We start from the raw sequence: 23355 nt of genomic DNA on the forward strand, positions 1-23355 counted from the left end.
ATGGGCGGCGATGTCTTCCCGCGCCCGCGTCCTCGTCCTGAATTCTGCGCTCGGCCCGCTCGACTACCGGGTGCCGCACGGCATGGCGGTCGAACCGGGATCGATCGTCGTCGCACCGCTGGGGCCGCGACAACTGACCGGCGTCGTCTGGGAGGCCGAGCGGATGCCGTCCGAGGCGGAGGTCGGTGACAATCGCCTGCGCAACCTGCTGGCCGTCGCCGACGCGCCGCCCCTGCGCGCGCCGCTGCGCCGGCTGGTGGAATGGACCGCCGATTATTATCTCGCCCCGCCCGCCGCGGTCGTGCGGATGGCGCTGTCGTCCAGCGCCGCGCTGGAGGGATCGCGCACCGCGATCGAATATCGCGCCACCGGCCACGTCCCCGATCGCCTCACCCCGCAGCGTGCCCAGGCGCTCGAGCGGATCGGCGACCGGCAGGGGTTGATCCGCGAGCTCGCCGCGCTGGCCGACGTCAGCGACGGCGTGATCCGCGGACTGGTGAAGGCGGGGGCGATCGAGGCGACCGAGGTCGCGATCGACACGCCCTACCCCGCGCCCGACCCGGATCACGCGCCCCCCGTCCTGTCCGACGACCAGCGCGCCGCCGCGACGACGCTGTGCGAGGCGGTGGCGGCGGAGAGCTTCCGCACCATCCTGCTCGACGGCGTCACCGGATCGGGCAAGACCGAGGTCTATTTCGAGGCGGTGGCAGCGGCGATCCGCGCCGGGCGGCAGGTGCTCGTCCTCCTGCCCGAGATCGCGCTGACGGAGCCGTTCCTGAAGCGCTTCCACGACCGCTTCGGCTGCGAGCCGGTGGCCTGGCACTCCGGGCTGCGCGCCGCCCAGCGCCGCCGGGCATGGCGCGCCATCGCCAGCGGAGAGGCGCGGGTCACCGTCGGCGCGCGCTCCGCGCTGTTCCTCCCCTACGCCCAACTGGGCCTGATCGTCGTCGACGAGGCGCACGAAACCAGCTTCAAGCAGGAGGACGGCGTCCATTATCATGCCCGCGACGTCGCGGTGATGCGCGGATTGTTCGAGGGGTGTCCGACGATCCTCGCCTCCGCCACCCCGGCGATCGAGACGCGGCACCAGGTCGCGCTCGGGAATTATGCCGAGGTGCGACTGCCCGGCCGGTTCGGGCCCGCGGAACTGCCGACGATCGAGGCGATCGACCTGATCGCCGAACCGCCCGAGCGCGGCCGCTGGCTCAGCCCGCGGCTGGTCGCCGCGCTGGGCGAAACGCTGGCGCGCGGCGAACAGTCGCTGCTGTTCCTCAACCGCCGTGGCTATGCCCCGCTGACGCTGTGCCGTACCTGCGGGCATCGCTTCCAATGCCCCCATTGCACCGCGTGGATGGTCGAGCACCGCCTCACCCGCCGCCTCGCCTGCCACCATTGCGGCCATGTCGAGCCGGTGCCGCGACTGTGCCCGGAGTGCCGGAACGAGGATACGCTGGTCGCCTGCGGTCCCGGCGTGGAGCGGATCGCGGACGAGGTCGCCGCCCTCTTCCCGGAGGCTCGCATTGCGGTCGTCACCTCCGACACGATCTGGTCGCCGGCCCGGGCGGCGGAGTTCGTCGCCCGGATGGAGGCGGGGGCGATCGACATCGTCGTCGGTACGCAGCTGGTGACGAAGGGGTATCATTTTCCCAATCTGACGCTGGTCGGCGTCGTCGATGCCGATCTGGGGCTGGACGGCGGCGACCTGCGCGCCGCCGAGCGGACTTTCCAGCAGATCCGCCAGGTGTCGGGGCGTGCGGGGCGCGGCGAGAAACCCGGCCATGTCTTCATCCAGACCCACAGCCCCGGGGCGCAGGTGATGCAGGCGCTCGTCACCGGGGACGCGGAGGCCTTCTACGCCGCCGAGACGGAGGCGCGGCAGGATGCGGGCGCTCCGCCGTTCGGCCGCTATGCCGCGATCATCGTCTCATCGGAAGACCAGCCGAGCGCGCTGGAGACGGCGCGACAGATCGGTCGCGCCGCGCCGAGGGTCGACGGAATGGAGGTCTATGGCCCCGCCCCCGCCCCGCTGGCGATGCTGCGCGGCCGTCATCGCTACCGCCTGCTGGTCCACGCCCGGCGTGCGCTCGACGTACAGGACGTCATCCGCGACTGGCTCGGCGCGCTGGAATGGTCCGCCAAGGTTCGCGTCGCCGTAGACGTCGACCCCTACAGCTTCCTGTAGGTGTGGCCGGATCATCGGCTCCGAAATATCGTCAACGACAAAGCCGCCCCGGTTTCCCGGAGCGGCTTTATCCCATTACCGATCGGGTCGCTAGACGACAATCAGATGTTGTCGCCCAGCGCGCCCTTGACCTTGCCCTTGAACTGCTCGCCCTTGCCCTGCGCCTGCTGCGCCTGACCTTCGGCCTTCATGCTCTCGTCATTGTTGTGATCGCCCAAGGCTTCCTTCGCCTTGCCGACCATTTCGTTGACGTTACCCTTGATCTTGTCGACCAGCTCGCCCATGAAATATCTCCCTTGCGATGGACCGATAAACGGTCGCGTTCCAGGTACGTCATGAACGTGGCGACTTCGCAGAGGTTCCGCTTTTCTTTATTCAGATCAGGCCGGCGAGCGGGCTGGACGGATCGGCGTAGCGGCGCTGCCCCATGCGCCCGGCGCGGTAGCTCATCCGCCCCGCCTCGACCGCGCGCCTCATCGCTGCGGCCATCAGCACGGGGTCCTTCGCCTCGGCGATCGCGGTGTTCATCAGCACGCCGTCGCAGCCAAGCTCCATCGCCACCGCCGCATCGGATGCGCAGCCGACGCCGGCATCGACCAGAACCGGGACGCCCGCCCCCTCGACGATGAGCCGCACCGTGACGCGGTTCTGGATTCCCAGACCGCTGCCGATCGGCGCGCCCAGCGGCATGATCGCCACCGCGCCGGCTTCCTCCAGCTGCTTCGCGGCGATCGGATCGTCGACGCAATAGACCATCGGCTTGAAACCCTCGCGCACCAGCACCTCGGTCGCCTTCAGCGTCTCGCGCATGTCGGGGTAGAGCGTGCGCGCCTCGCCCAGCACCTCCAGCTTGACCAGGTCCCAGCCGCCGGCCTCACGAGCCAGTCGCAGCGTGCGGATCGCCTCGTCGGCGGTGAAGCAACCCGCCGTGTTGGGCAGATAGGTGATCTTCTTCGGATCGATGAAGTCGGTCAGCATCGGCGCCTTGGGATCGCTGACGTTCACGCGCCGCACCGCCACCGTCACGATCTCCGCGCCCGACGCCTCCACGGCGGCGGCGTTCTGTGCGAAGTCCCTGTACTTGCCGGTGCCGACGATCAGCCGCGATCGGAACGTCCGCCCCGCCACCGTCCATGTGTCGTCGTCATGGTCCCCACCGCCGACGAAGTGGACGATCTCCAGCTCGTCGCCATCCTCCACCGTTACCTGCGCCAGCGTCGAGCGCGGCACCACTTCGAGATTGCGTTCCACCGCCACCTTTTGGGGCACCAGCCCGAGCTGCTCGGCCAGCTGCGCGATGGAAAGGCCCGCGGAGACGCGCTTGTGCTCGCCGTTCACGGTGATGGTGATGGTGCCGTCGGTATGTGCCATGCCCGCCATCTAGGGGGCTGCACCGACAGGGGCAACGTTGCACCGCGCCGCCGCCGGTGCGATGAGGCGCGGATGAGCGATGCCGTCCCAGCAACCGTCTACGTCCTGAACGGTCCGAACCTGAACCTGCTCGGCACCCGCGAGCCGGAGATCTACGGCCACGACACGCTGGACGACATCGCCGGCAACCTGGAGGACCGCGCCCGCGAACTGGGGCTGTCGATCGACATGCGCCAGTCCAACCACGAGGGGCATCTGGTCGACTGGCTGCACGAGGCGCAGGCGCACGATGCCCGCGCCGTCATCCTGAACGCGGGTGCCTTCACCCACACCTCGATCGCGGTGCACGACGCGATCAAGTCGATCCGGACGCCGGTGATCGAAGTCCATCTGTCCAACCCGCACCGGCGCGAGGACTTCCGCCACGTCTCCTTCGTCGGGCAGGCGGCGAAGGGCACTATCGCCGGGTTCGGTGCATTGTCCTATATGCTCGCGCTTGAAGCGGCGGCGCGCTTCTGACAGGAGGCGCGCCCTAATCAGGGAAATGGGGTCGCATGACCGACAACAACGATAACAACGGCGCGATGCAGGTCGACGTGGAGCTGGTGCGCCAGCTCGCCCAGCTGCTGGACGCTACCCAGCTGACCGAAATCGAGGTGGAGGACGGCGATCGCAAGATCCGTGTGGCGCGCAAGGCCGCCGCCGCCGCCGCCCCCGCGGTCCATTACGCACCGGCCCCCGCAGCGCCGGCCGCCACCGCCGCCGTGCCGCCGCAGGTCGATACCGCGGGGCCCTCCGCGCCGTCGAACGCGAATGCGGTGCGCTCGCCGATGGTGGGCACGGTCTATCTGGCCGCGGAGCCGGGGGCCAAGCCGTTCGCCGCGGTCGGCCAGACCGTCGCTGCCGGCGACACGCTGGTGATCGTCGAGGCGATGAAGGTAATGAACCCGATCACCGCGCCCAGCGCCGGCGTGGTGAAGGCGGTGCTGGTCGAGAACGGCCAGCCGGTCGAGTTCGACCAGCCGCTGGTGGTCGTCGAGTAACATGGCCCAGATCAAGAAGCTGCTGATCGCCAATCGCGGCGAGATCGCGCTGCGCATCCACCGCGCCTGTCGCGAGATGGGGATCAAGACCGTCGCGGTGCATTCCACCGCCGATGCGGACGCGATGCACGTGCGCCTCGCCGACGAGGCGATCTGCATCGGGCCGCCGGCGGCGACCGACAGCTACCTGAACATCCCCAACATCATCTCCGCCGCGGAGATCAGCGGCGCGGATGCGATCCATCCGGGCTACGGCTTCCTGTCCGAGAACGCGAAGTTCGCGGAGATCGTCGAGCTGCACAACCTCATCTTCGTCGGTCCCAAGCCGGAGCATATCCGCACCATGGGCGACAAGGTGGAGGCCAAGCGCACCGCCGGCGCGCTCGGCCTGCCGCTCGTCCCCGGCTCGGACGGCGCGATCGGCGACGTGGAGGAAGCCAGGGCGCTGGCGGAGCGGATCGGCTATCCCGTCATCATCAAGGCCGCCAGCGGCGGCGGCGGGCGCGGCATGAAGGTGTGCGCCTCCGCCGACCAGCTCGAAACGCTGATGCAGCAGGCCGGGACCGAGGCGAAGGCGGCGTTCGGCGACGCCACCGTCTACATGGAAAAGTACCTCGGCAATCCGCGGCACATCGAGTTCCAGGTGTTCGGCGACGGCAACGGCAACGCCATCCATCTGGGCGAGCGCGACTGCTCGCTCCAGCGCCGCCACCAGAAGGTGCTGGAGGAGGCCCCCTCCCCCGTCATCTCGGCGGCCGAGCGCGAGCGGATGGGCGGGATCGTCGCGAAGGCGATGGCCGACATGGGCTATCGCGGCGCGGGAACGATCGAGTTCCTGTGGGAAGACGGCGAATTCTACTTCATCGAGATGAACACCCGGCTGCAGGTGGAACATCCGGTGACCGAGGCGATCACCGGGCTGGACCTGGTGCGCGAGCAGATCCGCGTGGCGGAGGGGCATCCGCTGACGCTGCGGCAGGAGGACGTGACCTTCCGCGGCCATGCGATCGAATGCCGCATCAACGCCGAGGACCCGCGCACCTTCGCGCCGTCGCCCGGCCTCGTGAAGCAATATCACGCGCCCGGCGGGATGCACGTCCGCGTCGATAGCGGGCTGTATGCGGGCTACAAGGTGCCGCCCTATTACGACAGCATGATCGCCAAGCTGATCGTCTACGGCACCACCCGCGAAGGCGCGCTGCGCCGGCTGCGCCGCGCGCTGGAGGAATTCGTGATCGAGGGGATGAAGACGACCATCCCGCTCCACCAGGCGCTGCTCGACGATCCCGAATTCCGCGAGGGCCAGTATACGATCAAGTGGCTGGAGGAGTGGCTGGCGAAGCAGGGGTGATGGCCATGTCCTCAGCCTAAGGGCGATCGTCGCCCCGGACGTGTTCGAAGCTTCTGCGAAGGTCGTGGGACGCTCGGCGATTTCGTCGTTCCCCGGCGCAGGTGGGGCCTTTGCAAAACAGGTGCAACGGCATCGAGCCACGCCGTGCTCCTGCGCAGGGAGGAGCCCAGGGCCAGGCAGAGCAACGCCTTACGGGACCTGCAACCCTGGGCTCCTGCCTGCGCAGGAGCACGGTGAAGCCATTTGCAAAGGTCCCGCCTGCGCCGGGGAACAGGGAACCGACTTTCGCGGAGGTTTCGACTCGATCCGGGGTCTGGCCGGGGTTCGGCGGTTCGGGCGGGCGCCGCTGCGGTGATTCGCACGCGGAAGTTGACAAAGTTGACGCCACGTCGGGGCGGGAATTCCTTCCCGGCGACACGCGACCCCGGTCGCCGGCGGTATGGGCTGTCGACATTGAGAAGGAACGTCGCGGGCATGACAGATGACCGGCGTGTAGGACAGCGGCGTTTGTCGTAGGGCCGTCGATTCCCCGTGTCGCTGACATCATGCTTTCATTGACCTACCTGCGCGTTAGGATCCCCGCCTTCGCGGGGATGACGGATGGGTGAGAGGACGACAATCGCGGACTGGACCCGACCCGCGCATGCTGTAGGACACGCCCCCATGAAGGCGACCATCTGGCACAACCCGCGCTGCTCCAAGTCGCGACAGGCCCTCGACCTGTTGCGCGAGGGCGGGGCCGAGGTCACGGTGGTCGAATATCTGAAGACGCCGCCGACGCGCGACGAGCTGGCGCGCCTCTATGCCCGCGCCGGGATCGCGCCGCGCGAGGGGTTGCGCAAGGATGCGCCCAGGGTGGCGGACGACGACGCGGCGCTCGACCTGATGGCGCGCGACCCCGCCACGATCGAACGCCCGCTGGTGGAGACCGGGAAGGGCGTCCGCCTCGCCCGCCCGCCCGAGCTGGTGCGCGACCTGCTGTGACGCTGCCGGACCGCGCCTATTGGCGGATCGCGCGCGCCACGCGCGCCAGCGTCATCGTCGATGCCGACGCCTATTTCCGCCGCGCGCGCGAGGCGATGATGAACGCGCGACACCAGATACTGCTCGTCGGCTGGGACTTCGACGCGCGCATCACGCTCGCGTTCGACGACGACCATCCCGAGGCGCCGACGACGGTGGGCGACTTCATCGGCTGGCTGGTGAAGCGCACGCCGGGGTTGCAGGTCTATATCCTGCGCTGGGACAAGGGGGCGCTGAAGACGCTGGTGCGCGGCAAGACGCTGTGGACCCTGTTCAAGTGGCGCTTCTTCCAGAAGCGCATCCACCTGCTGCTCGACGGGCACCATCCGGTCGCCGCCTCGCACCACCAGAAGATCGTGGTGATCGACGACGATCTCGCCTTCTGCGGCGGGATCGACATGACCGACGAGCGCTGGGACACGCGCGAGCATCGCGACGGCGACCCGCGGCGCACCTCGCCCTCGGGCACGCCGTACAAGCCGTGGCATGACGCCACGACCGCGCTGGAGGGGCAGGCGGCAGTGGCGCTGGGCGAATTGTGTCGCACCCGCTGGCAGATCGCGGGCGGCGATGCGATCGCCCCGCCCCCGCCGCGGCTGGGGGCCTGCTGGCCCGCGAGCCTCGCGCCCGACTTCACCGATGTCGACGTCGCGCTGTCGCGCTCGCAGCCCGAGCATGGCGGGCTGGCGGCGATCCGCGAGATCGAGGAATTGTACCTGGCGCTGATCGCGGGCGCGAAGCGGTGCCTCTATGCCGAGAGCCAGTATTTCGCGTCGCGCCGCATCGCCGAGGCGATCGCGACGCGCGTGATGGAGGACGATCCGCCCGAGATCGTCATCGTCAACCCCACGACCGCGCAGGGGTGGCTGGAGCCGCTGGCGATGGACACCGCGCGCTCGCGGCTGGTGGCGGAGATCGAGCACCGCGACCACCGCGACCGCTTCCGCCTCTACCACCCCGTCACGAAAGCCGGCGAGCCGATCTATTGCCATGCCAAGGTGCTCGTGGTGGACGATGTCGCGATCCGCGTCGGCTCGTCGAACTTCAACAATCGCTCGCTGCGGCTCGACACCGAATGCGACGTGACGATCATGCAGGAGCCCGAGACGATCGTGCGGCTGCGCGACGACCTGATCGCGGAGCATCTGGGTGTCGACGTGTCGACCGTGGCGCAGGGTGTCGCCGCGGACGGGCTGATCGCGACGATCGAGCGGCTGCGCGGGGACGGCCGCACGCTGATCCCGTACGAGCACAAGGACCTGAACGAGGTCGAGGCGTGGCTGGCCGACAACGAGGTGCTCGATCCCGAAGGGCCGGCGGCGATGTTCGAGGCGTTCTCGAAGCGTCCGGGGCTGCTGCGGCGGTTCCGGCGGCGAAGGTAAAGGGGCGCGCGTCACCCCGGGCCTGACCCGGGGTTCCGCTTATTCCATCGCCGGCCCGCAAAAGCGGGACCCCGGATCAAGTCCGGGGTGACGGACAGCCCCCATCCCGCTATGCGCGCGCCCATGAGCCAGATCACCCCCGAGATCGTCGCCGACCACGGCCTGTCCCCCGAGGAATATGACCGCGTGCTCCACGCGCTGGGCCGCGAGCCCAATCTGGTCGAGCTGGGCATCTTCTCGGTCATGTGGTCCGAGCATTGCAGCTACAAGTCGAGCCGCATCCACCTGAAGAAGCTGCCCACCACCGGCCCGCAGGTCATCTGCGGCCCCGGCGAGAATGCGGGCGTGGTCGACATCGGCGACGGGCAGGCCGCGATCTTCAAGATGGAGAGCCACAACCACCCGAGCTACATCGAGCCCTATCAGGGCGCGGCGACGGGCGTGGGCGGCATCCTGCGCGACGTGTTCACGATGGGCGCCCGGCCGATCGCGAACATGAACGCGCTGCGCTTTGGGCGGCCCGATCATCCCAAGATGCGCCACCTCATCAGCGGGGTGGTCCACGGCATCGGCGGCTACGGCAATTGCGTCGGCGTGCCGACCGTGGGGGGCGAGGTGAACTTCCACCCCGCCTATGACGGCAACATCCTGGTCAATGCGATGACGGTCGGCGTCGCACAGACCGACCGGATCTTCTATTCCGCCGCCAGCGGCATCGGCAACCCGATCGTCTATGTCGGCAGCAAGACCGGGCGCGACGGCATCCACGGCGCGACCATGGCCTCGGCCGATTTCGGGGAGGATGCCGATGCCAAGCGCCCGACGGTGCAGGTCGGCGACCCCTTTACCGAAAAGCTGCTGATCGAGGCGTGCCTGGAGCTGATGGCGTCCGATGCGATCGTCGCGATCCAGGACATGGGTGCGGCCGGGCTCACCTCCTCCTCGGTCGAGATGGCGAGCAAGGGCGGGGTCGGCATCGAGCTGGTCATGGACGACGTGCCGCAGCGCGAGGAGGGCATGACGCCCTATGAGATGATGCTCTCCGAATCGCAGGAGCGCATGCTGATGGTGCTGAAGCCCGGGCGCGAGGCGTTCGCGCAAGGCATCTTCGAGAAGTGGGAGCTGGACTTCGCGGTCATCGGCCATGTCACCGATACCGGGCGCATGGTGCTCAAGTGGCGGGGCGACGTCGTATGCGACATCCCGCTCGCCCCGCTGGCGGACGAGGCGCCGCTGTACGACCGCCCGCACGTCCCCACCCCGCCGGCGAAGGCGCTGGTCAACGTGCCGGAGAGCAAGGACCCCGCCGCCGACCTGCTCGCGCTGATGGGCTCGCCCGACATCGCCAGCCGCCGCTGGATCTGGGAGCAGTACGACCACATGGTCGGTGCCGACACCGTGCAGCGCCCCGGCGGCGACGCCGCGGTGGTGCGCGTCCACGGCACGGACAAGGCGCTGGCGATCACCACCGATTGCACCCCGCGCTATTGCTTCGCGGACCCGGTTGAGGGCGGCAAGCAGGCGATCGCGGAGGCGTGGCGCAATCTGACCGCGGTGGGCGCCAGCCCGCTGGCCGTCACCAACTGCCTCAACTTCGCCAACCCGCAGCGCCCCGAGATCATGGGGCAGATCGTCGGCTGTCTGGAGGGGATGAGCGAGGCGTGCCGCGCGCTCGACTTCCCGATCGTGTCGGGCAACGTGTCGCTCTACAACGAATCGAAGGCGACCGGCGGCGGCTCGGCGATCCTGCCCACTCCCGCGATCGGCGCGATCGGGCTGCTGGCGGACTGGCAGAAGAACATGACGATCGCGTTCAAGCAGCCCGGCGACATCATCGTCGCGGTCGGCACGCGGCGCGGCGACCTGGGCCAGTCGCTGTGGCTGCGCGAGCTGCACGGGCGCGAGGAAGGCCCGCCGCCGCGCGTCGACCTGGCCGCGGAGCGCGCCACCGGCGACTTCGTCCGCGCTGAGATCGAGGCGGGGCATCTGGGCGCGGTCCACGACGTGTCCGACGGCGGCATCGCGGTGACGCTGGCGGAGATGGCGCTGGCGGGCAATATCGGCGCGATGATCGACCGCGCGCTGCCGTTCGACACCGCCGCCTCGCTCTTCGCGGAGGATCAGGGCGTCTATATCGTGACGGTCCACGACCATGCGCTGCTCGACTTCCTGCAGGCGGCGCTGGATGCGGGCGTCGACGCCGATCCGCTGGGGCGCACGGTCGGCACGCGGCTGATCTTCGAGCTGCGCGACGGCGACTTCTGCGTGCCGCTGGCGGACCTGCGCGCGGCGCACGAGGGGTTCTTCCCCCGGCTGATGGGCGCGGCGGTCTGATCTTCCCGTCACCCCGGGCCTGACCCGGGGTCCCGCTTTTTCTCGCGACGTAGGTAAGAAGCGGGACCCCGGATCAAGTCCGGGGTGACGGGGTGCTAGTGGCAAGTACCTGACACTACGGCCAGCTTCCCCCCGCCCCCTGCGCGTGCCACGCTCCACCGAAAGGAGAGGCACATGCACGACGACATCCGCTACGAGGTCAGCGACCATATCGCGACGCTGACGCTGGACCGCCCGGAGCGGATGAACACCATCTCCGGTCCGATGCTCGACCTGATGGGCGCGCTGCTGGTGCGCGCCAATGCCGACCCGGAGGTGCGCGTCGTCATCCTGACGGGTACGGGCCGCGCCTTCTGCGCCGGGCTCGACCTCAACAGCGCGACGAAGGGCGACGGCATCGGATCGTCGGGCGCCGCACACCCCGCCACGATCGACCTGCGCACCGCGCCGCCTACCGTCCTGTTCGCGATGGACAAGCCCGTCATCGCCGCGCTCAACGGCTCGGCCGCGGGGTACGGGATGGACATCGCGATCGGCTGCGACATCCGCGTGATGGCGCAGGAGGCGAAGCTCGCCGCCGCCTTCGTCAAGCGCGGGGTGGTGCCCGAATCCGGCGGTACGTGGCTGCTGCCGCGGATGATCGGCTGGGCCAGGGCGGCGGAGCTAATCTTCACCGGGCGCACGCTGACCGCGGCGGAGGCGCTGGAGCTGGGCCTTGCCAATCACGTCGTCCCCGCCGCCGAGGTCGCGACGACGGCGCGCGCACTGGCGCAGGAGATCGCGGCCAACGCCCCGCTGGCGGTTCAGGCGTCGAAGCGGATGATGCGCATGGGGCTGGACGAGACGTTCGAGACGCATGTGCAGCACGTGTACCTCCAGCTGCTGCCGCTGTTCCGCTCGCAGGATTTCCAGGAGGGGATGCGCTCGTTCCTGGAGAAGCGCCCGGCATCGTTCGCGGGGCGGTGAGCGACGGGCGCATCCCCATCGTCATTCCCGCGAAGCCGCGGCCCTTGCGAAACTCCCCTTTCGTTGCCCGGCGAAGCTGGGACCTTCGCGAAAGTCGCTGCGTCAGCATAGCTCGCAACATCACCCCGGACTTGTTCCGGGGTCCACGGTTCCGCAAAATTGATAGCCTGTGGATACGCGGCACAGTGGATGCCGGAACAAGTCCGGCATGACGGCATAGGTTGGGGCGCCTCGATCAATGGGGCCGTCGTTTCTGGGTCCCCACCTGCGCGGGGATAACGGAAAGGGGCGCGACGCCCCGCCCCGCCTATTGCAGCGGGACGATCACCTCGTCCGGGTGCGCGACGTTCAGTTCCTTGCGCACCAGTTCGTCGACCATGTCGGGGTTGGCATGGCGCGGATCGAGGAGTGCGACGCGGTTCTTCAGCATCGCGCGGCGCTGGTCCAGCGTGGCATATACGCGCTCGCGCTGGACGATCTGCCGCTTGTAGTCGCCCAGCGCCAGCACGCCATTGGGGCCCAGGAACGCATAGGCACCGAAGAACGTCAGCACGGCGACGAACAACGCCGGCGCGATCGCGCGGCGTAGCGTGGCCTTGAGCGGATGGGGCTTGCGCGGCATGATGGGCGCGATTCTCGCGTCCCATCCGCCGCTTGGCAAGCATGTTTGACGAATAATTTACCGCGTGCGCAGCACGTCGCGCCCCGCATAGCGCGCGATATCGCCCAATTCCTCCTCGATTCGAATCAGTTGGTTGTATTTGGCGAGCCGGTCCGACCGCGCGAGGCTGCCCGTCTTGATCTGCCCGCAGTTGGTCGCGACCGCCAGATCGGCGATCGTCGCGTCCTCGGTCTCGCCCGAGCGGTGCGACATCACCGCGGTATAGCCCGCCCGCTCGGCGACGCGGATCGCCTCCAGCGTCTCGGTCAGCGTGCCGATCTGGTTGACCTTCACCAGCAGCGAATTGGCGAGCCCGCGCGCGATGCCGTCGCGCAGACGCTTCGGATTGGTCACGAACAGGTCGTCGCCGACCAGCTGGACCTTGCCGCCGACCGCGTCGGTCAGCGCCTTCCAGCCCTCGAAATCGTCCTCCGCCATGCCGTCCTCGATCGACAGGATCGGGTAGCGCGCGACCAGATCGGCGAGATATTCCGCCATCGCGCCCGGCTCCAGCGTCAGATTCTCGCCCGAGATGACGTACCGGCCGTCCTTGAAGAATTCGGTCGCGGCGCAGTCGAGCGCCAGCATCACGTCCTCGCCCGGCGTGTAGCCCGCCGCCTCGATGCTCTTCATGATGAAGTCGAGCGCGTCGGTGGTGCTCGCCAGGTTCGGCGCGAACCCGCCCTCGTCACCGACCGCGGTCGCCAGCCCCTTGTCGTGCAGCCCCTTCTTCAGCGTGTGGAAGATCTCCGAGCCGCAACGGACCGCATCCGCGAGCGTCGGCGCGCCCACCGGCATAATCATGAATTCCTGAAAATCGATTGGGTTGTCAGCGTGTTCGCCGCCATTGATGATGTTCATCATCGGCACGGGCAGAACATGCGCCGCCACGCCGCCGACATAGCGATACAGCGGCAGCCCGCGCGCATCCGCCGCCGCCTTCGCCACCGCCAGGCTGACGCCCAGGATCGCGTTGGCGCCGAGCCGGCTCTTGTTCTCGGTGCCGTCCAGCGCGATCATCGCGTGGTCGATGTCGATCTGATCCTCCGCATCCATGCCGAGCACGACATCGACGATCTCGTCGTTGACCGCGTCGACCGCGCCGTCGACGCCCTTGCCGCCCCACTTCGCCTTGTCGCCGTCGCGCTTCTCGACCGCCTCGTGCGCGCCGGTCGACGCGCCCGAGGGCACCGCGGCGCGGCCGAAGCTGCCGTCCTCCAGCAGCACGTCGACCTCGACGGTCGGGTTGCCGCGGCTGTCGATGATGCGGCGGCCGTGCAGGTCGATGATTGCGGTCACGTAACGTTCCCCCTATCTTTGGTGCCGATGGCGGCAGGACGCGCTCGCCTTAGCGGTCAGGTTGCGTTGCGGCAAATCCGCAGGCGCGCAGGCGGGCGAGGCGCTTGCCGGGACCGGGCGGCGGAACCGTGGCCCCACCCTGGGGTTGTTTCGCATCGAAGATGAAAGGGATTCAGATGGCCGAGCAACAGGATCGCGACACGACGACCGACGGTTACGTCGCACCGCCGCCCACCGGCACCACGTTCCAGCCCGAACCCTCGCTGGGCGAGGCCGCCGGCTTCACCCCCGAAGGGGAAAAGGGAACGATCGCGGGCGCCAAGCAGGCGCTGCTCGACAATGTCGCCAAGGGCCGCGAGCAGGCCGGCGACAAGGCCCGCGTGTTCGCCGAGGACGGCAAGGCCAGGGCGACCAGCGCGCTGGGCCAGCTGTCGTCGATGCTGACCGACGCCGCGTCGCAGGTCGACGAGAAACTGGGCGAGCAATATGGCCAGTATGCGCGCCAGGCGGCGGACCGCGTACAGGGTTTCTCCAGCGCGGTCGACGCCAAGAGCATCGACGACCTGCTGGAGGACGTCCGCGAACTGGTGAAGAAGAGCCCCGCGGTCGCCGTGGGGGTCGCCGCCGGGCTCGGTTTCGTGATCGCGCGCGTGCTGTCGTCGGGCCTCGACCAGCGCCCCGGACAGAGCGACCTCTGATCGATGGATCTGCGTGAGCCGGTGCTGGACGATCGCAGCATCCCCCATCTCGTCTCCCGCCTGACCGGCGACGCGCGCGAGGTCGCGCGCGCCGAAATCGCCCTCGCCAGGGCGAAGGCTGGGGCGGCGATGACGCGCTATCGCACCGCCGCGGTCTATTTCGCGGTGGCGGGCGTGCTGGCGCTGGCGGCGCTGATCGCGCTGCTGGTGGGGCTGATCCTGTCGCTGGCGACGCTGGTCGGCCCCGGTTTCGCCACGCTGATCGTCATCGGCGCGACGCTGGGGATCGCAGCCGTCCTCGCCTTCGCCGGCAAGTCGAGGCTGGCACGATGAACGACGTCGCCGAAGCGGAGGCCCGCGCGCTCGCCGCGCGCGCACGCCTCAACGGCACGGTCGAGGCGCTTCAAGGCGAACTCGCGCCGGAGAAGCTTGCGCGCGTCGCGCTGGCGGAGGTCAGCGACGGCGGCGCGCGCGCGGCGCAGGCCTCGATCGACGCGGCGCGGCGCAATCCCGCCGCGGTCGCCGGGGCGGGTGCGGTCGCGCTCGCCGTGCTCAACCGCAAACGTATCGCGGGCCTGTTGCGCCGGTTGCGCGGCAAGCCCTGATGAACCTTATCGTCCGTCCGCCCGAAAGGAATGGATCATGACCGACCACGATATCACGAACGACACCAGCGGGCGCATCCGCGACGGCATCGACACCGCGAAGGAGGCCGCGTCCGCCGCGTATGACACCACGCGCGAGAAGGCGAGCGAGGCAGCGCACGCCGCCGCCGATGCGATCGAGACCAACCCGCTCGGCATCGTCGTCGGCGGGCTGGCGCTGGGCGCGCTGGTCGCGGCGGTGATCCCGCGCAGCCGGCGCGAGAAGGAATTGCTCGCCCCCGTCGGCAAGCGGGTCAGCGCCGCCACCGTCGCGGCGATCGCCGCGGCGAAGGAGGCCGGGCGCGCCGAGCTCGACAACCTGGGCCTCAACAAGGGCGCGGCCAAGGATCAGGCGCGCTCGCTGTTCCAGGGCGTGGTGAAGGCCGCGACCACCGCCGGCGCCGCCGCGGCGCAGGCGGGCAAGGAGAAGGTGAAGGGCGACGGCACGACCGCGCGCTGACGCGCCCCTTCAAAAACGTCGCGTCCCGCGCTAGGGCGAGGCGACGGACACGTCCGCTTCAGGACGATACGGGAGAGCCGGCGCGCGACGATCGCCTCGTCGCGCGCCGGCTTTACCATATCGGCACCGCGGCGCGGATAGGGTCCGGCCCGTCCCTTCCCCAAGGAGCCCGCGCATGAGCAAGCTGCACCTCGTCTTCGGCGGCCGCGTCGCCGATCCCCGCACGCTCGACTTCGACGATCTGACGTCGATCGAGGTCGTCGGCATCTTCCCCGACTATGCCAGCGCCGAAAAGGCATGGCGCGCCGCCGCGCAGCGCACGGTCGACGATGCCGAGATGAAATATGTCGTCGTCCATCTCCACCGCCTGCTGGAGCCGGACCTGCTGGCGAAGCCGGAGGCGTAAGGCGCGGCCGCGCGCCGGGGTCGTTTGGCGGGCGCCAGATCCGCTGCGCTTCGCCGCCCGGGGTTCCTGCCTCCGCTACCGCACCTCGGCGCTCGGGTGTGACCCGCGCACGCTGAAGCACCTCTCCGGCCTTCGCAGGAGCTGCGCAACGTGGAAGCAGCAGCGCCGCGTACCGGCCGTGCTCCTGCGCAGGCAGGAGCCCAGGGTCAGGCAGAACAACGCCTGTAGTGACTGGCAACCCTGGGCTCCTGCCTTCGCAGGAGAACATTGGAGACGTTTGCAAACGCCCCGCCCTTTCCGGGAAGGCGGTTACGGCCGGTTCGCGCCGGGCCGCTCAGACGCTAGAACAGTTCGTCCAGCGCGCGGTGCAGTTCGCGCCGGGTCGGATCGAGCGCGTCGATCCCCAGCGCCGCGAGGAACGCCGCCTGTGCCGCCGCGCCGAACCCTCCCAGGTCGCGCCAGCCGATGAACACGTCGCGGTAGGGATCGCCCGCGCCCAGTCGCCCGACGTCGATACACCCGGTGATCGTGCCATCGTCGCCGACGATGATGTTGCCGAGCGAGAAGTCGCCGTGGACGACGACGTGACCGCGCTCGGCACCTGCCAATTCCTCCACCTTCGCGAGCACGCGCGCGGCGCTCCACCCGCCATGCTCGTCGTCGAAGTCGTCGGTATCGACCAGCCCGTCCGCGACCAGCCGGCGCACCACCGGCAACCACGCCGCCAGGGTGGAATCGAACGGACAGTCGGCGACCGGCAGAGCATGCAATTGCCGCAGGAAGGCGGCCATCGCCTGCGCGACCGCCACGGCGCGCGCGCGATCCGCCTTGATGAAGGCGCCGGCCGGGACACCCGGCAGCGCGGTGGTCAGCAGCCAGGCCGCATCGCCCTCCTCCACCACCTCCACGACGCGCGGCGCCGGGACACGCCCGGTCAGCCAGCGAAGCCGGTCGGCTTCGTCCAGCACCAGCCCGCGGACATGCCCGCGTCCCGTCTTCAGGAACAGGTCACCCGCATCGCCGTGCAGGCGGACGGTATCGGCCCCCGACTGGCCGTCGTCGACCGCGGCCGGGCGGCGATCACCGACACGCGCGGCGATCGCCTCCGGCCACGGCACGTCAGATGAACTCGATCTTCGACACGACATAATAGCGGTCGCCCGCGGGCACCGACACCTCGACCTCGTCATCGACGCTGCGGCCGATCAGCGCGCGGCCGAGCGGGGAATTGTAGCTGATGCGCCCGGTCTTCGCATCTGCCTCGGTCTGGCCGACGATCTGGTATTTCACCGGCTTGTCGTCGTCGTCGAGCAAGGTGACGGTCGCGCCGAACACGATCTTGTCGCCCGACAGGTCGCGCGGATCGATGATCTGCGCGCGGCTCAGCTTGTCCTCGATATCGGCGATCGTCGCCTCCACCTGCCCCTGCCGCTCCTTCGCCGCATGATATTCGGCGTTTTCCGACAGGTCGCCGTGGGCGCGCGCTTCCTCGATCGCGTCGACGATCAGCGGGCGTTCGGTCTTCAGGCGCTTCAGGTCCGCGGTCAGCTTCTCATAGCCTTCCTGCAGCATCGGCATCTTGTCGACGGTCGCCATCGCTAGTCCTTCAAATTCATAGCCCCCAACAACCAGCGGTCGGGCGGCCCCCGCCGGGGGAGCCGCCCGCGCTGTCCGAAACTGTGGGGATCAGTTGTGCGGCTGCGAATAATAGGCCTGTAGCGGGCGTACTTCAAGATTGCGCGCACCGCCCGCGTTCGCGCCCGCGCGGATCGCCGCCGCCGCCTGCACCGCGGCCGACGCGGTGGTGAAATACGGCACCTTGCCGTTCACCGCCGAGGCGCGGATCGGCTGCGAATCCTGCAGGCTCTGCCACCCCTCCGTCGTGTTGAAGATCAGCGCGATGCCGCCGTCCTTGATCCGGTCGACGATATGCGGGCGGCCCTGCGCCACCTTGTTGATCTTCTCCACCGGCAATCCGCCGCGCGCCAGGTGATCCGCGGTGCCCCCGGTCGCGACGATCGCGAAGCCGGCCTCCACCAGCGCGCTGACGGCGGGGACGATCGCGTCCTTGTCGCCGTCCTTCACGCTCACGAACACCGCGCCCGACGTGGGCAGGACAGTCCCCGCGCCAAGCTGCGACTTGGCGAAGGCGGTGGTGAAATCGCGATCGATCCCCATCACTTCGCCCGTGCTCTTCATTTCCGGTGACAGCACCGGATCGATCCCCGGGAAGCGCGTGAAGGGGAATACCGCCTCCTTCACCGCATAATAATCGATGTGGCGGTCGATCGCGGGCAGGTCGCGCAGCTTCTCACCCGCCATCACGCGGCTGGCGATCTTCGCGATCGGGGCGCCGATCGCCTTGGCGACGAAGGGCACGGTGCGCGACGCGCGGGGATTGACCTCGATCAGATAGACCTGACCGTCCTTCACCGCGAACTGGATGTTCATGAGCCCGCGCACGTCGAGCCCGCGCGCCAGCGCCTCGGTCTGGCGCTCGATCTCCGCGATCACCTCGGGCGGCAGCGAATAGGGCGGGATCGAGCAGGCGCTGTCGCCCGAATGGACGCCCGCCTCCTCGATATGCTGGAGCACGCCCGCGACCACCACGTCGTCGCCGTCGCAGATCGCGTCGACGTCGACCTCGGTCGCATCGCGCAGATACTGGTCGATCAGCACGGGCGCGTCGCCCGACACCTGCACCGCGGTCTGGATGTAATGGTCCAGCTGCTGGTCGCTGTCGACGATCTCCATCGCGCGCCCGCCCAGCACGTAGCTGGGCCGCATCAGCACGGGGTAGCCGATGCGGTTGGCGACGTTCAGCGCCTCGTCGCGGCTGCGCGCGATGCCGTTGGCGGGCTGGAGCAGCTTCAGCCGGTTGACCAGGGCCGCGAACCGCTCGCGGTCCTCCGCCAGGTCGATCGCGTCCGGCGTCGTGCCCAGGATCGGGATCCCCGCCTTTTCGAGCGCACGCGCCAGGTTGAGCGGGGTCTGCCCGCCGAACTGGACGATCACCCCGACCAGCTCGCCCGCCTGTTGCTCGACATGCAGGATCTCCAGCACGTCCTCCGCGGTCAGCGGTTCGAAATAAAGGCGGTCGGAGGTGTCGTAATCGGTCGACACCGTCTCCGGATTGCAGTTGATCATGATCGTCTCGAACCCGGCATCCGCCAGCGCGAAGCATGCGTGGCAGCAGCAATAGTCGAACTCGATCCCCTGCCCGATCCGGTTCGGCCCGCCGCCCAGGATCACGACCTTGCGCCGATCCGACGGCTGCGCCTCGTTCTCCGGCTCGCCGAAGCTGGGCGCCTCGTAGGTCGAATACATATACGGCGTCTTCGCGTCGAACTCGGCGGCACAGGTGTCGATCCGCTTGAACACCGGGCGCACGCCCAGCTTCAGGCGATGCTCGCGCACCTCCTCCTCGGTCACGCCGCCGGTCATCGCCTTGACCGCCTCGTGGATCAGCCCCGAACCGCGCGCGATCCCGCGCTCCATGCCGCGCAGGTTCGCGGATTGCAGCGCCAGCCAGGCGAGCCGCTTGTCGCTGAACCCCATCGCCTTCAGCCGGCGCATCCCCGCGGCGTCGATCGGCAGGCCGTCCTTCATCACCTCCGCCTCGGCGGCGACGATCTCGGCGATCCGCTCGACGAACCAGGGATCGAACTTGGCGATCGCGTTCACCTCCGCGACGGTGAAGCCTTCGCGAAGGGCCTGCGCCGCCACCAGCAGCCGGTCGGGCGTGGGTGAGGCGAGCGCCGCCTCGATCTCCGCGCGCGGTGCGCCGACCAGCCGGTCGACGTTGTTGAACCCCGACAGCCCGGTTTCCAGCCCGCGCAGCGCCTTCTGCATCGACTCCTGGATGTTGCGGCCGATCGCCATCACCTCGCCGACGCTCTTCATCGCGGTGCCCAGCGTCGCCTGCGCGCCCTTGAACTTCTCGAACGCGAAGCGCGGGATCTTGGTGACGACATAGTCGATCGTCGGCTCGAACGAGGCCGGGGTCGCGCCGGTGATGTCGTTGGTGATCTCGTCCAGCGTATAGCCGACCGCGAGCTTCGCCGCGACCTTCGCGATCGGGAAGCCGGTCGCCTTCGACGCGAGCGCGGACGACCGCGAAACGCGCGGGTTCATCTCGATCACGATCAGCCGGCCATCCTTGGGATTGACCGCGAACTGGACATTGGAACCGCCTGTTTCCACGCCGATTTCGCGCAGCACCGCAATGCTGGCGTTGCGCATGATCTGATATTCCTTGTCGGTCAGCGTCAGCGCCGGCGCGACGGTGATGGAATCGCCGGTGTGGACGCCCATCGGATCGACATTCTCGATCGAGCAGATGATGATGCAATTGTCCGCGCGGTCGCGGACCACCTCCATCTCATACTCCTTCCAGCCGAGCAGCGATTCCTCGATCAGCACCTCGGTGGTGGGGGACAGGTCCAGCCCGCGCCGGACGATCTCGATGAACTCCTCGCGGTTGTAGGCGATGCCACCGCCGGTCCCGCCCATCGTGAAGCTGGGGCGGATGATGGCGGGAAGGCCCACCTTCTCAAGCCCTTCGAGCGCTTCCTTCTCGCTGTGTGCGATATGGCTGCGCGCGCTTTCCAGCCCGATCTTATCCATCGCGTTGCGGAACTTCAGCCGGTCCTCGGCCTTGTCGATCGCATCGGCGTCGGCGCCGATCATCTGCACGCCGAACTTCTCCAGCGTGCCGTCGCGGAACAGCGCCAGCGCGGTGTTGAGCGCGGTCTGCCCGCCCATCGTCGGCAGGACGGCGTCGGGCCGCTCCTTCTCGATGATCTTCGCGACGACCTCGGGCGTGATCGGCTCGACATAGGTCGCGTCGGCCAGCTCGGGATCGGTCATGATCGTCGCCGGGTTCGAATTGACCAGGACGATGCGATAGCCCTCTTCCTTGAGCGCCTTGATCGCCTGCGTGCCCGAATAATCGAACTCGCACGCCTGCCCGATGATGATCGGGCCCGCGCCGATGACGAGGATGGAGGAGATGTCGGTGCGTTTGGGCATTGCTATGTCAATCTCGTTGCATACGTTGATTGCAGTGCAATCACGGGAGACAGAAGGTGGGCAGCGTCACCATCCGGAATCTGGACGATGCGGTGAAGCGGAGTGCGCGACTGGAAGCGGCCCGGAACGGGCGATCGCTGGAGGCGGAACTGCGGGCGTTGCTGGAGCGCAGCTATCCGCCCGCCGCGAACGATCGCGCGGCGCAGGTACGCGCGATGTCCAGCGACGCCTTCGTCGAGCACCTCGTCCGCACCGCGAACGGCGCCTCGCTGGAGACGGTCGAACGTCCGCGCGACGACGCGGCGGATGTCTTCGGTGCTGGTTGACACCAACGTCTGGAGCGAATTGTCGCGACCGCACCCCGATGACAGGGTCTGCAGCTGGTTCGCCGCCAACCTGTCGACCTGCATGCTGTCGTCGATCGTCCTGGCCGAGATGCGATACGGCGTCGCGCTGGCCGAGGGACAAAGACGCGACACGCTCGACTCCTTCGTCTCCGACATCGCGACACGACTGGCCGACCGGATCGTCGACTTCGACGCGGAGGCCGCCGCCGTCTGGGGCGCGATGCGCGCACGGCTCCAGCCCTCGGGCACGCTGATCGGCGAATGCGACATGTTCATCGCCGCGCAGGCGATGGCGCGCGGCGTCCCGCTGGTGACGCGGAACGTCTCCGACATGGCGAGGACCGGCGCGATCATCGTCAACCCCTGGGAGGGCTGACGCGGCGGCCGTCGTGCAGCGCCCCCACGAACCGCTCGAACAGGTAGAAGCTGTCCTGCGGCCCCGGGCTCGCCTCGGGGTGATACTGGACCGAGAACGCGGGGCGATCGGTCAGTTCCAGCCCGGCGTTCGACCCGTCGAACAGCGACACGTGCGTCTCGCGCGCATTCTGCGGCAGCGTCTCACGTTCGACCGCGAAGCCGTGGTTCATGCTGGTGATTTCGACCGCGCCGTCGCTCAACCGCTTGACCGGGTGATTGGCGCCGCGGTGGCCCTGGAACATCTTGGTCGTCTTCGCACCGACCGCCAGGCCGAGCAGCTGGTGGCCCAGGCAGATGCCGAACAGCGGCAGCTTCGTATCGAGCAGCTGCCGGATCACCGGCACCGCATAGGCGCCGGTCGCGGCGGGGTCGCCGGGGCCGTTCGACAGGAAGATGCCGTCCGGGTTCAGCGCCATGATCTCGTCGAAGGTCGCCTGAGCGGGCACCACCGACACCTTAGCCCCCGCCTGAACGAGATTGCGGAAGATGTTGAACTTGCTGCCATAGTCGATCGCGACGACGTGCGGACGCTCGCCCCCGTCGGCCGCGCCGTAACCGAAGCCGAGCCGCCAGATGCCGCCCTCCCACGTGCCGTGCGTCTCGCGCGTCACGTCCTTGGCGAGGTCCATCCCCTCCAGCCCCGGCCAGTCGCGCGCCATGGCGAGCAGCGCGGGCAGGTCGAACCGGCCCTCGGGCGAGTGCGCGACGACGCCGTTGGGCGCGCCGCCGGTGCGGATGCGGCGGGTCAGCGCGCGCGTGTCGATGCCGGCGAGGCCGATGCGCGTGTGCCGCCGCATCCAGCCGTGGAGATTCTCCATCGCGCGGAAGCTGGACGGCGCGGTCGGATCCTCGCGCACGATCATCGCCAGCGCGTGCGGATCGTCCGCCTCGACGTCGTCCGGATTGGCGCCGACGTTGCCGATGTGCGGGAAGGTGAAGGTGATGATCTGCCCCGCGAAGGACGGGTCGGTCATGATCTCCTGATACCCGGTCATCGCGGTGTGGAAACACACCTCGCCCACCGCCGCACCTTCCGCGCCGAAGCCGCGGCCCCATGCCACCTCGCCATTCGCCAGGACGACGACGCCGGTGGCGCCTTCCGGTTGGGGGACGCGCGAAATGTCGGGCTCAGCCATGATCGGCGGGCACTCCTCAGGGTGTTTGCAGCAATGTCGCTAAGTCCCGCCCGCTAGTCCCCCGGCCCCGCAACGTCAACCGGCCACTCGCCTCGCGAAGCGGGTGGCGCTATCGCAGCGGGCATGATTCGAGACGACATCAAGCAAGCCCAGATCGCCGCCATGAAGGCCGGCGACAAGGAAACCCGCGCCGCGATCGGCCTGATCCAGGCGGCGGTGAAGAACCGCGACATAGAGTTGAGAGGGGGGGAAGCGCGCACCGGCGGCGCGCCCGCGGACGACGACGCGCTGGTGATCGAGGTGCTCCAGAAGATGGTCAAGCAGCGCCGCGAATCGATCGCGATGTTCGAGCAGGGCGGGCGCACCGAACTGGCGGCCGCCGAGGCCGCGGAGGTGGCAGTGATCGAGCGCTTCCTCCCCGCGCAGATGAGCGAGGAGGAGACGAAGGCCGCGATCGAGGCGATCAAGGTGGAGCTGGGCGCGGCCGGCATGAAGGACATGGGCCGCGTGATGGCGGAGCTGAAGGCGCGGCATGCGACGACGCTGGACATGAGCAAGGCGTCGGGACTGGTGAAGGCGGCGCTGTCCTAGGCACTTCACGACA

At 68.8% G+C, this 23355-nt stretch carries 24 protein-coding genes; 16 read left to right on the top strand and 8 right to left on the bottom strand.

What is annotated here, in order from left to right:
- Nucleotides 1–10: 10 nt before the first annotated feature.
- The gene (locus PGN23_RS14625) at nt 11–2182 is read left to right on the top strand and encodes a primosomal protein N' (RefSeq protein ID WP_335303731.1); all 2172 of its coding nucleotides are present in this window, start codon (nt 11–13) and stop codon (nt 2180–2182) included.
- Between the two features lie 101 nt (nt 2183–2283).
- On the opposite strand, the gene PGN23_RS14630 is transcribed toward PGN23_RS14625, so the two are convergent.
- Nucleotides 2284–2466, bottom strand: a complete 183-nt coding sequence (locus PGN23_RS14630) for a CsbD family protein (protein ID WP_335303732.1) — start codon at nt 2464–2466, stop codon at nt 2284–2286.
- 91 nt (nt 2467–2557) lie between these two features.
- Entirely contained in the window at nt 2558–3553 is a 996-nt protein-coding gene (gene thiS, locus PGN23_RS14635) for a sulfur carrier protein ThiS (RefSeq protein WP_335303733.1), read from the bottom strand.
- Between the two features lie 72 nt (nt 3554–3625).
- On the opposite strand from thiS, the gene aroQ reads away from it, so the two are divergent.
- From aroQ to PGN23_RS14670, 7 genes are all read left to right on the top strand, one after another.
- On the top strand, nt 3626–4072 hold the full coding sequence (gene aroQ, locus PGN23_RS14640; protein ID WP_335303734.1) for a type II 3-dehydroquinate dehydratase: 447 nt from the start codon (nt 3626–3628) through the stop codon (nt 4070–4072).
- A gap of 35 nt (nt 4073–4107) precedes the next feature.
- Nucleotides 4108–4596 (top strand): acetyl-CoA carboxylase biotin carboxyl carrier protein, encoded by a 489-nt coding sequence (gene accB, locus PGN23_RS14645; protein ID WP_335303736.1) that lies wholly within the window; start codon nt 4108–4110, stop codon nt 4594–4596.
- 1 nt (nt 4597) lies between these two features.
- Nucleotides 4598–5947 (top strand): acetyl-CoA carboxylase biotin carboxylase subunit, encoded by a 1350-nt coding sequence (accC, locus tag PGN23_RS14650; RefSeq protein WP_335303737.1) that lies wholly within the window; start codon nt 4598–4600, stop codon nt 5945–5947.
- Nucleotides 5948–6610: 663 nt separating this feature from the next.
- On the top strand, nt 6611–6931 hold the full coding sequence (locus PGN23_RS14655) for an arsenate reductase family protein (RefSeq protein ID WP_335303739.1): 321 nt from the start codon (nt 6611–6613) through the stop codon (nt 6929–6931).
- Nucleotides 6928–8352, top strand: a complete 1425-nt coding sequence (locus tag PGN23_RS14660; RefSeq protein WP_335303741.1) for a phospholipase D-like domain-containing protein — start codon at nt 6928–6930, stop codon at nt 8350–8352. The genes PGN23_RS14655 and PGN23_RS14660 overlap by 4 nt, the downstream gene beginning before the upstream one ends.
- A 123-nt stretch (nt 8353–8475) precedes the next feature.
- On the top strand, nt 8476–10686 hold the full coding sequence (purL, locus tag PGN23_RS14665; RefSeq protein WP_335303743.1) for a phosphoribosylformylglycinamidine synthase subunit PurL: 2211 nt from the start codon (nt 8476–8478) through the stop codon (nt 10684–10686).
- A 174-nt stretch (nt 10687–10860) separates the two neighbouring features.
- Entirely contained in the window at nt 10861–11652 is a 792-nt protein-coding gene (locus PGN23_RS14670; protein ID WP_335303744.1) for an enoyl-CoA hydratase/isomerase family protein, read from the top strand.
- Between the two features lie 307 nt (nt 11653–11959).
- On the opposite strand, the gene PGN23_RS14675 is transcribed toward PGN23_RS14670, so the two are convergent.
- Both PGN23_RS14675 and eno read right to left on the bottom strand, forming a co-directional pair.
- Nucleotides 11960–12274: an FtsB family cell division protein gene (locus tag PGN23_RS14675; RefSeq protein ID WP_335303745.1), complete on the bottom strand. Its 315-nt coding sequence runs from the start codon at nt 12272–12274 to the stop codon at nt 11960–11962.
- A gap of 57 nt (nt 12275–12331) precedes the next feature.
- Nucleotides 12332–13612: a phosphopyruvate hydratase gene (eno, locus tag PGN23_RS14680; RefSeq protein WP_335303746.1), complete on the bottom strand. Its 1281-nt coding sequence runs from the start codon at nt 13610–13612 to the stop codon at nt 12332–12334.
- A 176-nt stretch (nt 13613–13788) separates the two neighbouring features.
- On the opposite strand from eno, the gene PGN23_RS14685 reads away from it, so the two are divergent.
- From PGN23_RS14685 to PGN23_RS14705, 5 genes are all read left to right on the top strand, one after another.
- Complete coding sequence (locus PGN23_RS14685) at nt 13789–14310, top strand: hypothetical protein (protein ID WP_335303748.1); 522 nt, start codon at nt 13789–13791, stop codon at nt 14308–14310.
- 3 nt (nt 14311–14313) lie between these two features.
- Complete coding sequence (locus tag PGN23_RS14690) at nt 14314–14643, top strand: phage holin family protein (RefSeq protein ID WP_335303750.1); 330 nt, start codon at nt 14314–14316, stop codon at nt 14641–14643.
- Complete coding sequence (locus PGN23_RS14695; protein WP_335303752.1) at nt 14640–14915, top strand: phosphatase; 276 nt, start codon at nt 14640–14642, stop codon at nt 14913–14915. The genes PGN23_RS14690 and PGN23_RS14695 overlap by 4 nt, the downstream gene beginning before the upstream one ends.
- A 37-nt stretch (nt 14916–14952) precedes the next feature.
- Entirely contained in the window at nt 14953–15414 is a 462-nt protein-coding gene (locus PGN23_RS14700; RefSeq protein WP_335303754.1) for a hypothetical protein, read from the top strand.
- A 175-nt stretch (nt 15415–15589) separates the two neighbouring features.
- The gene (locus tag PGN23_RS14705; RefSeq protein ID WP_335303756.1) at nt 15590–15820 is read left to right on the top strand and encodes a DUF4170 domain-containing protein; all 231 of its coding nucleotides are present in this window, start codon (nt 15590–15592) and stop codon (nt 15818–15820) included.
- A gap of 341 nt (nt 15821–16161) precedes the next feature.
- On the opposite strand, the gene PGN23_RS14710 is transcribed toward PGN23_RS14705, so the two are convergent.
- The 3 genes from PGN23_RS14710 to carB all read right to left on the bottom strand — a co-directional run bounded on the left by PGN23_RS14710 (nt 16162) and on the right by carB (nt 20851).
- Nucleotides 16162–16938, bottom strand: a complete 777-nt coding sequence (locus PGN23_RS14710) for an APH(3') family aminoglycoside O-phosphotransferase (RefSeq protein ID WP_335303758.1) — start codon at nt 16936–16938, stop codon at nt 16162–16164.
- 1 nt (nt 16939) lies between these two features.
- The gene (gene greA, locus PGN23_RS14715; RefSeq protein ID WP_335303760.1) at nt 16940–17416 is read right to left on the bottom strand and encodes a transcription elongation factor GreA; all 477 of its coding nucleotides are present in this window, start codon (nt 17414–17416) and stop codon (nt 16940–16942) included.
- Between the two features lie 90 nt (nt 17417–17506).
- Nucleotides 17507–20851: a carbamoyl-phosphate synthase large subunit gene (gene carB, locus PGN23_RS14720; protein WP_335303762.1), complete on the bottom strand. Its 3345-nt coding sequence runs from the start codon at nt 20849–20851 to the stop codon at nt 17507–17509.
- Between the two features lie 56 nt (nt 20852–20907).
- On the opposite strand from carB, the gene PGN23_RS14725 reads away from it, so the two are divergent.
- Nucleotides 20908–21177 (top strand): FitA-like ribbon-helix-helix domain-containing protein, encoded by a 270-nt coding sequence (locus PGN23_RS14725; protein WP_335303763.1) that lies wholly within the window; start codon nt 20908–20910, stop codon nt 21175–21177.
- Entirely contained in the window at nt 21158–21574 is a 417-nt protein-coding gene (locus PGN23_RS14730) for a PIN domain-containing protein (RefSeq protein ID WP_335303764.1), read from the top strand. Before PGN23_RS14725 ends, PGN23_RS14730 begins: the two co-directional genes overlap by 20 nt.
- On the opposite strand, the gene carA is transcribed toward PGN23_RS14730, so the two are convergent.
- A complete protein-coding gene (carA, locus tag PGN23_RS14735; protein WP_335303765.1) occupies nt 21555–22751 on the bottom strand; it encodes a glutamine-hydrolyzing carbamoyl-phosphate synthase small subunit in 1197 nt (398 codons plus the stop codon). The genes PGN23_RS14730 and carA overlap by 20 nt on opposite strands.
- Before the next feature lie 123 nt (nt 22752–22874).
- Here carA and PGN23_RS14740 point away from each other — a divergent pair, with 123 nt between their 5' ends.
- Nucleotides 22875–23342, top strand: a complete 468-nt coding sequence (locus tag PGN23_RS14740) for a GatB/YqeY domain-containing protein (RefSeq protein ID WP_335303766.1) — start codon at nt 22875–22877, stop codon at nt 23340–23342.
- Nucleotides 23343–23355: the final 13 nt, after the last annotated feature.

Origin of the sequence: Sphingomonas adhaesiva (genome assembly GCF_036946125.1) — a bacterium.
GTDB lineage: Bacteria > Pseudomonadota > Alphaproteobacteria > Sphingomonadales > Sphingomonadaceae > Sphingomonas > Sphingomonas adhaesiva_A.

Bases quoted from the DNA above. Each gene is read 5' to 3' on its own strand.
- PGN23_RS14625 (WP_335303731.1), top strand. From the start codon at position 11: ATGTCTTCCCGCGCCCGCGTCCTCGTCCTGAATTCTGCGCTCGGCCCG.
- PGN23_RS14630 (WP_335303732.1), bottom strand. From the start codon at position 2,466: ATGGGCGAGCTGGTCGACAAGATCAAGGGTAACGTCAACGAAATGGTC.
- thiS (WP_335303733.1), bottom strand. From the start codon at position 3,553: ATGGCACATACCGACGGCACCATCACCATCACCGTGAACGGCGAGCAC.
- aroQ (WP_335303734.1), top strand. From the start codon at position 3,626: ATGAGCGATGCCGTCCCAGCAACCGTCTACGTCCTGAACGGTCCGAAC.
- accB (WP_335303736.1), top strand. From the start codon at position 4,108: ATGACCGACAACAACGATAACAACGGCGCGATGCAGGTCGACGTGGAG.
- accC (WP_335303737.1), top strand. From the start codon at position 4,598: ATGGCCCAGATCAAGAAGCTGCTGATCGCCAATCGCGGCGAGATCGCG.
- PGN23_RS14655 (WP_335303739.1), top strand. From the start codon at position 6,611: ATGAAGGCGACCATCTGGCACAACCCGCGCTGCTCCAAGTCGCGACAG.
- purL (WP_335303743.1), top strand. From the start codon at position 8,476: ATGAGCCAGATCACCCCCGAGATCGTCGCCGACCACGGCCTGTCCCCC.
- PGN23_RS14670 (WP_335303744.1), top strand. From the start codon at position 10,861: ATGCACGACGACATCCGCTACGAGGTCAGCGACCATATCGCGACGCTG.
- PGN23_RS14675 (WP_335303745.1), bottom strand. From the start codon at position 12,274: ATGCCGCGCAAGCCCCATCCGCTCAAGGCCACGCTACGCCGCGCGATC.
- PGN23_RS14685 (WP_335303748.1), top strand. From the start codon at position 13,789: ATGGCCGAGCAACAGGATCGCGACACGACGACCGACGGTTACGTCGCA.
- PGN23_RS14690 (WP_335303750.1), top strand. From the start codon at position 14,314: ATGGATCTGCGTGAGCCGGTGCTGGACGATCGCAGCATCCCCCATCTC.
- PGN23_RS14695 (WP_335303752.1), top strand. From the start codon at position 14,640: ATGAACGACGTCGCCGAAGCGGAGGCCCGCGCGCTCGCCGCGCGCGCA.
- PGN23_RS14700 (WP_335303754.1), top strand. From the start codon at position 14,953: ATGACCGACCACGATATCACGAACGACACCAGCGGGCGCATCCGCGAC.
- PGN23_RS14705 (WP_335303756.1), top strand. From the start codon at position 15,590: ATGAGCAAGCTGCACCTCGTCTTCGGCGGCCGCGTCGCCGATCCCCGC.
- greA (WP_335303760.1), bottom strand. From the start codon at position 17,416: ATGGCGACCGTCGACAAGATGCCGATGCTGCAGGAAGGCTATGAGAAG.
- carB (WP_335303762.1), bottom strand. From the start codon at position 20,851: ATGCCCAAACGCACCGACATCTCCTCCATCCTCGTCATCGGCGCGGGC.
- PGN23_RS14730 (WP_335303764.1), top strand. From the start codon at position 21,158: ATGTCTTCGGTGCTGGTTGACACCAACGTCTGGAGCGAATTGTCGCGA.
- carA (WP_335303765.1), bottom strand. From the start codon at position 22,751: ATGGCTGAGCCCGACATTTCGCGCGTCCCCCAACCGGAAGGCGCCACC.
- PGN23_RS14740 (WP_335303766.1), top strand. From the start codon at position 22,875: ATGATTCGAGACGACATCAAGCAAGCCCAGATCGCCGCCATGAAGGCC.